Annotated in this window: 1 protein-coding gene; it reads right to left on the bottom strand. The window is 37.3% G+C overall.

Annotated elements, in window-relative coordinates:
* Nucleotides 1–36: 36 nt before the first annotated feature.
* Nucleotides 37–243, bottom strand: coding sequence for a hypothetical protein (locus tag AABK37_RS41730; RefSeq protein ID WP_432557233.1), 207 nt, complete (start codon nucleotides 241–243; stop codon nucleotides 37–39).
* Nucleotides 244–656 lie beyond the last annotated feature (413 nt).

Raw genomic sequence — 656 nt, 5'->3', positions numbered from 1 at the left:
TGCACAAGATAAGAAATTTGAGAGCGTGCGTAAGTCCTATTGATAACCCAAGATAACCCACAACACAGGGTTAATATATTTTTGCCAAAGTGGGATGCTCCCTCTCATTCTTCCCGACGACTGAGCTAAGGAAGCTTCACCAATTTGTAGCGTTGATTGCGAGAATAGCAAATTGGTGTTGAGTAAATTTACAGCTAAAAAACTACCTGTAGCTAAGACAGCAGCTATTGTTTTAATCGTCATATGATCTTTTAAGAGCTTATGATTACTTGTCTTAGGTATAAGTAGGTAGGCACGATTAAAGCAAGTTATATTAAACTTATTTTTAAAGCGTTTATGGCGCTTTAAAAATAAGCTTTTAAGCGATTTACATTTCTTAATCTAGTTGTGTTTTTTAGCGCCCACCTAATTACACAAAAATTTCATCCAGTGACGAAATGATCATTGCACAACTAAATATCAAAAATCTACCTAAAAAGGGTAGCTAATACCTAAAATCCTTCTTTAGATAGATAAGTTAATTCCATTGGAAGGGGGTGAGGTGATATGTAACTTAACCCAAGTTGCGGGTTATGGGAATCCAAGTGCTATGCACCTGCTGATTCATGCGATCGCCAATCACAAATTGGCGGTTGCGAGTAGTGCAACCGCAACTT

Origin of the sequence: Tolypothrix sp. VBCCA 56010 (assembly GCF_050875635.1) — a bacterium.
In the GTDB taxonomy this organism is placed as follows: Bacteria; Cyanobacteriota; Cyanobacteriia; order Cyanobacteriales; family Nostocaceae; genus Hassallia.
This window is presented reverse-complemented; position numbering and strand designations above follow the sequence as displayed.